Genomic DNA, 5,269 nt, shown 5'->3' with positions numbered 1-5,269 from the left:
GGCTCGCTCCCACAGGTTTGGTGTCGTTCACAAATAGCGTGTTTGACACAAATTCTGTGGGAGCGAGCCTGCTCGCGATAGGGGCAACGCGGACTCAAGGCTGCCAGTAATTTTTCTCCCCACTCAATTTCCGATCCAGAAAGCTGGCCGCGCTGATCAGCGCCAGGTGCGTCAGCGCTTGCGGCGTATTGCCCAGGTGTCGCCCATGGCTGTCGAACTCTTCGGCGTATAAGCCCAGCGGGTTGGCGTACCTGAGCAATTGTTCAAACTCCAGGTGCGCCTTTTCCACCTGGCCTGCCCGGGCCAGGCATTCGACGTACCAGAACGAACACGCAGCAAAGGCGCCTTCGGTGCCGTTGAGGCCGTCGATCTGGCTGTCTTCGTTGCGATAGCGGTAGACCATGCCGTCGCGCACCAGGGTTTTCTGAATGGCTTCGAGGGTCGATAACCAGCGCGGATCCTTGGCGCTGACGAAGCGCACCAGCGGCATCAGCAACATCGAACCATCCAGCGTGGTGCCGCCGATGTACTGCACGAAATGCCCGCGTTCTTCGTTCCAGAAGTTGTCCCAGATGTCGGCGTAGATCGCTTGACGGGTCTGGTCCCAGCGGGAAAACGGCGCGGGCAGGGAGCGTTTGGAGGCGAGTCGAATGGCCCGGTCCAGAGCCACCCAGCACATCAGTCGCGAGTGCAGAAAGTGATGCTGTTCGCCGCGCATTTCCCAGATGCCCACATCCTCTTGCTGCCAGGTTTCACAGACTTGATCCACGACGCCCACGGCGTGTTTCCAGCCTTCATGGGAGATCGCGTCGCCGTATTTGTTGACCAGGTACACCGCGTCCATCAGCTCGCCGAAGATGTCGAGCTGGACCTGGTCATACGCTTGATTGCCAATGCGCACCGGCGTCGCACCGCCATGGCCGGACAGGTGCGAGAGCTCGGTTTCCGGCAGTTCCTGGCGCCCGTCGATGGCGTAGAGGATGTTGAGTTTCATCGGTTTGCCGTGGCAATCGCTGACCCGCCCGCGCAGCCAGCGCATGTAATCATTGGCTTCCTGAACGAAGCCCAGGCGCATGAACGCATAGACGGTGAACGAGGCGTCGCGGATCCAGGTGTAGCGGTAGTCCCAGTTGCGTTCGCCGCCGGGTGTTTCCGGCAGGCCGAACGTGGCGGCAGCGAGGATCGCGCCGTGTTTGCGCGAGGTCAGCAGCTTCAGGGCCAGGGCTGAGCGGTTGACCATTTCCCGCCAACGACCACGGTAGTTGGACTGACCGCTCCAGTCGCGCCAGAACTTCAGCGTGCGTTCCAGGCACAACCCGGCCGCGCCTTCGTTGAAACGCGGGTCGTCGATGCCGCCGAGCAGGAATTCCGCGCTCTGATCCTGTTTGAGGGTGAATTCAGCGACGGCCGCGTTGCCGTCGATATGCAAGGTCTGATCCGATGCCAGGCGCAGAGAGGGCTGATCATCGGCCTCGAATGCCACGTCTTTGGCATCCATGCGTGCGTGGGTCCTGGCGCGAGCGTAGTCATGCCGCACGGCGCAGCGCATGTGAAACGTTGCCTGGCCGCTGACCACCCGTACCCGGCGCATCAGCACCGGCAGATCATCTTCGCTGTCGCCGATGGGCAGCAGGTCGGTGACTTCGACCACGGCGCGCTCGCTCAGCCAGCGGGTTTGCAGCACGTTGGTGTCGGGCAGGTAAATCTGTTCGCGGCGCGCATCAGGCAAGTCCGGCGATAGCTGGAAAATGCCTGCCTCGGGCGTGTCCAGCAGCGAGCAGAAGATCGACGGGCTGTCGAATTCCGGCCAGCAGAAAAAGTCGACGCTGCCCTTGTCATTGACCAGCGCCGCGCTGCGCATGTCGCCGATGATGCCGTGGGCGTCGATGTTGCTTTGTCGCTCGGGATGATGATCAGCCATTGCCGCGAAACTCCGGATAGAGGCTCATGCCGCCGTCGATGAACAGGGTGGTGCCGACGATGTAGTCCGACGCATCGGAGGCGAGGAAGACCACCGCGTTGGCGATGTCCTCGACTTCACCGACCCGGCCGTAAGGAATGAGTTTGAGCAGTTGCTCCTCGTTGGCATCGCGATTGATGTCTGTACGAATCGCCCCCGGTGCGATGCCATTGATGCGAATGCGCTGGTGGCTGACTTCCTGGGCGAGGGTTTGCATCAGCATGTCGACGCCGCCCTTGGACGCGGCGTAATTGACGTGGCCGGCCCAGGGAATGCGCTGGTGCACCGAGCTCATATGAATAATCTTGCCGGCGGCCCGGGACACGCCTTCGCGAATACCCTGACGGTTGAAAATACGCAGGGCGGCGCGGGCGCAGAGGAACTGTCCGGTGAGGTTGACGCCGATCACCTGGTTCCAGTCGGCGAGGGTCATGTCCACCGCCTTGGCGTCTTTTTGCATACCCGAATTGGCCACCAGAATGTCCAGCGAACCGAACGCCTCAAGGGTTAGCGCGAACAGCCGTTCGACGTCTTCTTCTTTGGAAACGTCGGCACCGATGGCGATAGCCCGACCGCCTTCAACGTTGATCTGCCGGGCCAGTTCTTCGGCGGGTTCAGCCTGGGAATGGTAGTTGATCACCACTGCGGCCCCGGCGGCGGCCAATGCCTTGGCGGCGCCTGCGCCGATGCCGGAACTGGCACCGGTGATGAGGGCGACTTGTTGGTCGAGGGAAATCTGCATCAGTGTGAGCGCCTTGAGTGTGAGGGCTTAATCAGCTGACTGACGGGGGCTGGCGAGAGTTCACGTCGAACCATGAAAGTTTCGTCACCTGTCCGCGTGACACCTGATCGTTCCCACGCCGAGCGGGGGGAACGATCAACGTGTGAGGCCTTCACATTCAACCAACAATTGCCTGCTTTCCCCTCGGTCCGCCTTATGGCAACTTGCTCGCCCTGATTGAGACCCGCACCCATGACCAACCCCTACCGCGACCTGTTCAAAGCCCCTGGCAGCCGAGCGTTCGTGCTGGCCGGGATGATCGCGCGCATGCCCATTTCCATGACCGGCATCGGCCTGATCACCATGCTCTCGCAACTGCAAGGCGGCTACGGTCTGGCCGGTGCGGTGGCGGCGACGTTTGCCCTGGCCACGGCGTTTTGTGCACCGCAAGTCTCGCGGCTGGTGGATCGCTTTGGTCAAGGCCGGGTTCTGCCGGTTTCGGCGTTGATCGGTGGTGGGGCGTTGTTGCTGGTGTTGCTTTGCACCCGCTTGCAGGCGCCGATCTGGACGTTGTTTGTGTTCGCCGCGCTGGCCGGTTGCATGCCGAGCATGTCGGCGATGGTCCGTGCGCGCTGGACCGAGGTGTATCGCGGCCAGCCGGAGCTGCAAACCGCTTACGCGCTGGAATCAGTGCTGGACGAAGTCTGCTTTATTGTCGGGCCGCCGCTGTCGGTGGGGTTGTGCGTGGTGGCGTTTCCCGAGGCCGGTCCGTTGGCGGCGTTGATGATGCTGGCGATCGGGGTGACGGCGTTTGTCCTGCAACGGGACACCGAGCCGGCGGTGCATCCCCATGAAGAACACCATCAGGGCTCGATGATCCGTTCGCTCGACATTCAATTGCTGATGCTGTTGATGGTCGCCATGGGCACCATCGTTGGCGTGGTGGATGTGGTCAGCGTGGCCTTCGCCCAGCAGCAGGGCCAGCCGGCAGCAGCGAGCGTTGTGTTGTCGGTGTATGCCATTGGTTCCTGCCTGGCGGGATTGGCGTTCGGGGCGTTGCGCTCGAAAGTGCCGCTGCCGCGATTGTTCTTGTATGGCGGGGTGGCGACGGCGGTCACCACCTTGCCGTTGCTGCTGGCGACGAACATTCTCGGGCTGTCGCTGGCGGTGTTTGTCGCCGGTCTGTTCTTTGCGCCGACGCTGATTGTGGCAATGGCGTTGGTGGAGCGCATCGTGCCGCCGGCCAAACTGACTGAAGGCCTGACCTGGCTGGTCACCGGGTTGAGTATTGGCGTGGCAGTCGGTGCGGCCGGTTCGGGTTGGCTGATCGATGCATTTGGGGCCCGTAGTGGATTCTGGGTGGCAATTGCTGCCGGTGCGGTGATCCTCGGTTCCGCAGTCCAAAGCTATCGCCACCTGAGATAAGCGAAACACAGAACCTGTGGCGAGGGAGCTCGCTCCCGCTGGGTCGCGAAGCGGCCCCAAAACCATTCACTGAGATTTTTCAGTTACACCGCATCCACCCGTTTTACGACTGCTGCGCAGCCGAGCGGGAGCAAGCTCTCTCGCCACGATGTCAGTGTTCGGCACTTCTACAACCTTGGGACTAATTCAAGGCCGGCCTCATCCGTTCCCTTGATAGACAACTTTTCGAGGTAAGCCCGGTGACCCAGCTGACATTGCTGTGCCTGCCCTATTCAGGCGCGAGCGCCATGGTCTATAGCCGCTGGCGGCGCAAGCTGCCGGAATGGCTCACGCTGCAGCCGGTGGAACTGCCGGGGCGTGGCGCACGGTATGGCGAGCCGTTGCACACCGACATGCGACGCCTGGCGCTGCAACTCGCCCAGGAACAAAAAGCCACGCTCAAGGCGCCATACGCATTGTTCGGTCATAGCCTGGGCGCGTTGCTGGCCTGTGAAATGGCCCATGCGTTTCGCTCGCTGGGGTGCCCGGAGCCGGTGGCCCTGTTCGCCTCGGGCACGGCTGCACCCACCATGCGGGCCGACTACGATCGCGGCTTCGCCCAGCCCAGGACCGATGCCGAATTGATCGATCAACTGCGCACCCTCAATGGCACCAGCGAAGAAGTGCTGGCCAATAAAGAGCTGATGAGCCTGACACTGCCGGTCCTGCGCGCGGACTTCCTGCTGTGCGGGCGCTTCGAACCGCAGCAGCGTCCCTTGCTCAAGTGCCCGGTGCATGTGCTCGGTGGCAAGGATGATCGGGCCACCACCGAGCAGTTGATCGGCTGGAGCAAGGAAACCCACGGTAGTTTTTCGGTGGACATGCTCGCGGGCGGGCACTTCTTTATCCATGAGCACGAAGCCAAGGTGTTGCGGGTGATCAAGGATCAGCTTGAGGTTCACCATCGGCGGCACGCCATGGCTGCCAGCGCCTGACGCAATCCCGGGCGTCACTCAATCCCTGTGGGAGCAAGCTCGCTCCCACAATGATTCTTATCCCTCTGACACCCCGCGTTTTACCTCCTGCCTGATACTTGTTCTCATTCGCTAATTTTTCCGGTCTGCATTCGTTTTATAGGGACGACGTGCCTTTGTGCTTCCCGCCACTGATCCGGATGCTTAGAA

The 5,269-nt window shown here is 61.7% G+C and carries 4 protein-coding genes; 2 read left to right on the top strand and 2 right to left on the bottom strand.

Translation table 11 applies throughout. The annotated features are described in order from the left end of the window. Positions 1-94 precede the first annotated feature (94 nt). Together QMX98_RS15940 and QMX98_RS15935 are read right to left on the bottom strand one after the other, a co-directional pair. Positions 95-1,921: a glycoside hydrolase family 15 protein gene (locus QMX98_RS15940; protein ID WP_282411051.1), complete on the bottom strand. Its 1,827-nt coding sequence runs from the start codon at positions 1,919-1,921 to the stop codon at positions 95-97. Beyond that, a complete protein-coding gene (locus QMX98_RS15935) occupies positions 1,914-2,702 on the bottom strand; it encodes a glucose 1-dehydrogenase (protein WP_282411050.1) in 789 nt (262 codons plus the stop codon). The genes QMX98_RS15940 and QMX98_RS15935 overlap by 8 nt, the downstream gene beginning before the upstream one ends. A 231-nt stretch (positions 2,703-2,933) precedes the next feature. On the opposite strand from QMX98_RS15935, the gene QMX98_RS15930 reads away from it, so the two are divergent. After that, positions 2,934-4,106, top strand: coding sequence for an MFS transporter (locus tag QMX98_RS15930; protein ID WP_282411049.1), 1,173 nt, complete (start codon positions 2,934-2,936; stop codon positions 4,104-4,106). Between the two features lie 239 nt (positions 4,107-4,345). Further along, complete coding sequence (locus QMX98_RS15925; RefSeq protein WP_083374655.1) at positions 4,346-5,080, top strand: alpha/beta fold hydrolase; 735 nt, start codon at positions 4,346-4,348, stop codon at positions 5,078-5,080. The last annotated feature ends 189 nt before the right edge of the window (positions 5,081-5,269 follow it).

This window comes from Pseudomonas sp. PS02303 (assembly GCF_029959925.1).
Classification (GTDB): Bacteria; Pseudomonadota; Gammaproteobacteria; order Pseudomonadales; family Pseudomonadaceae; genus Aquipseudomonas; species Aquipseudomonas mandelii.
The sequence above is the reverse complement of the archived record's forward strand: the minus strand, read 5'-3'. Positions and strand labels throughout refer to the sequence as shown.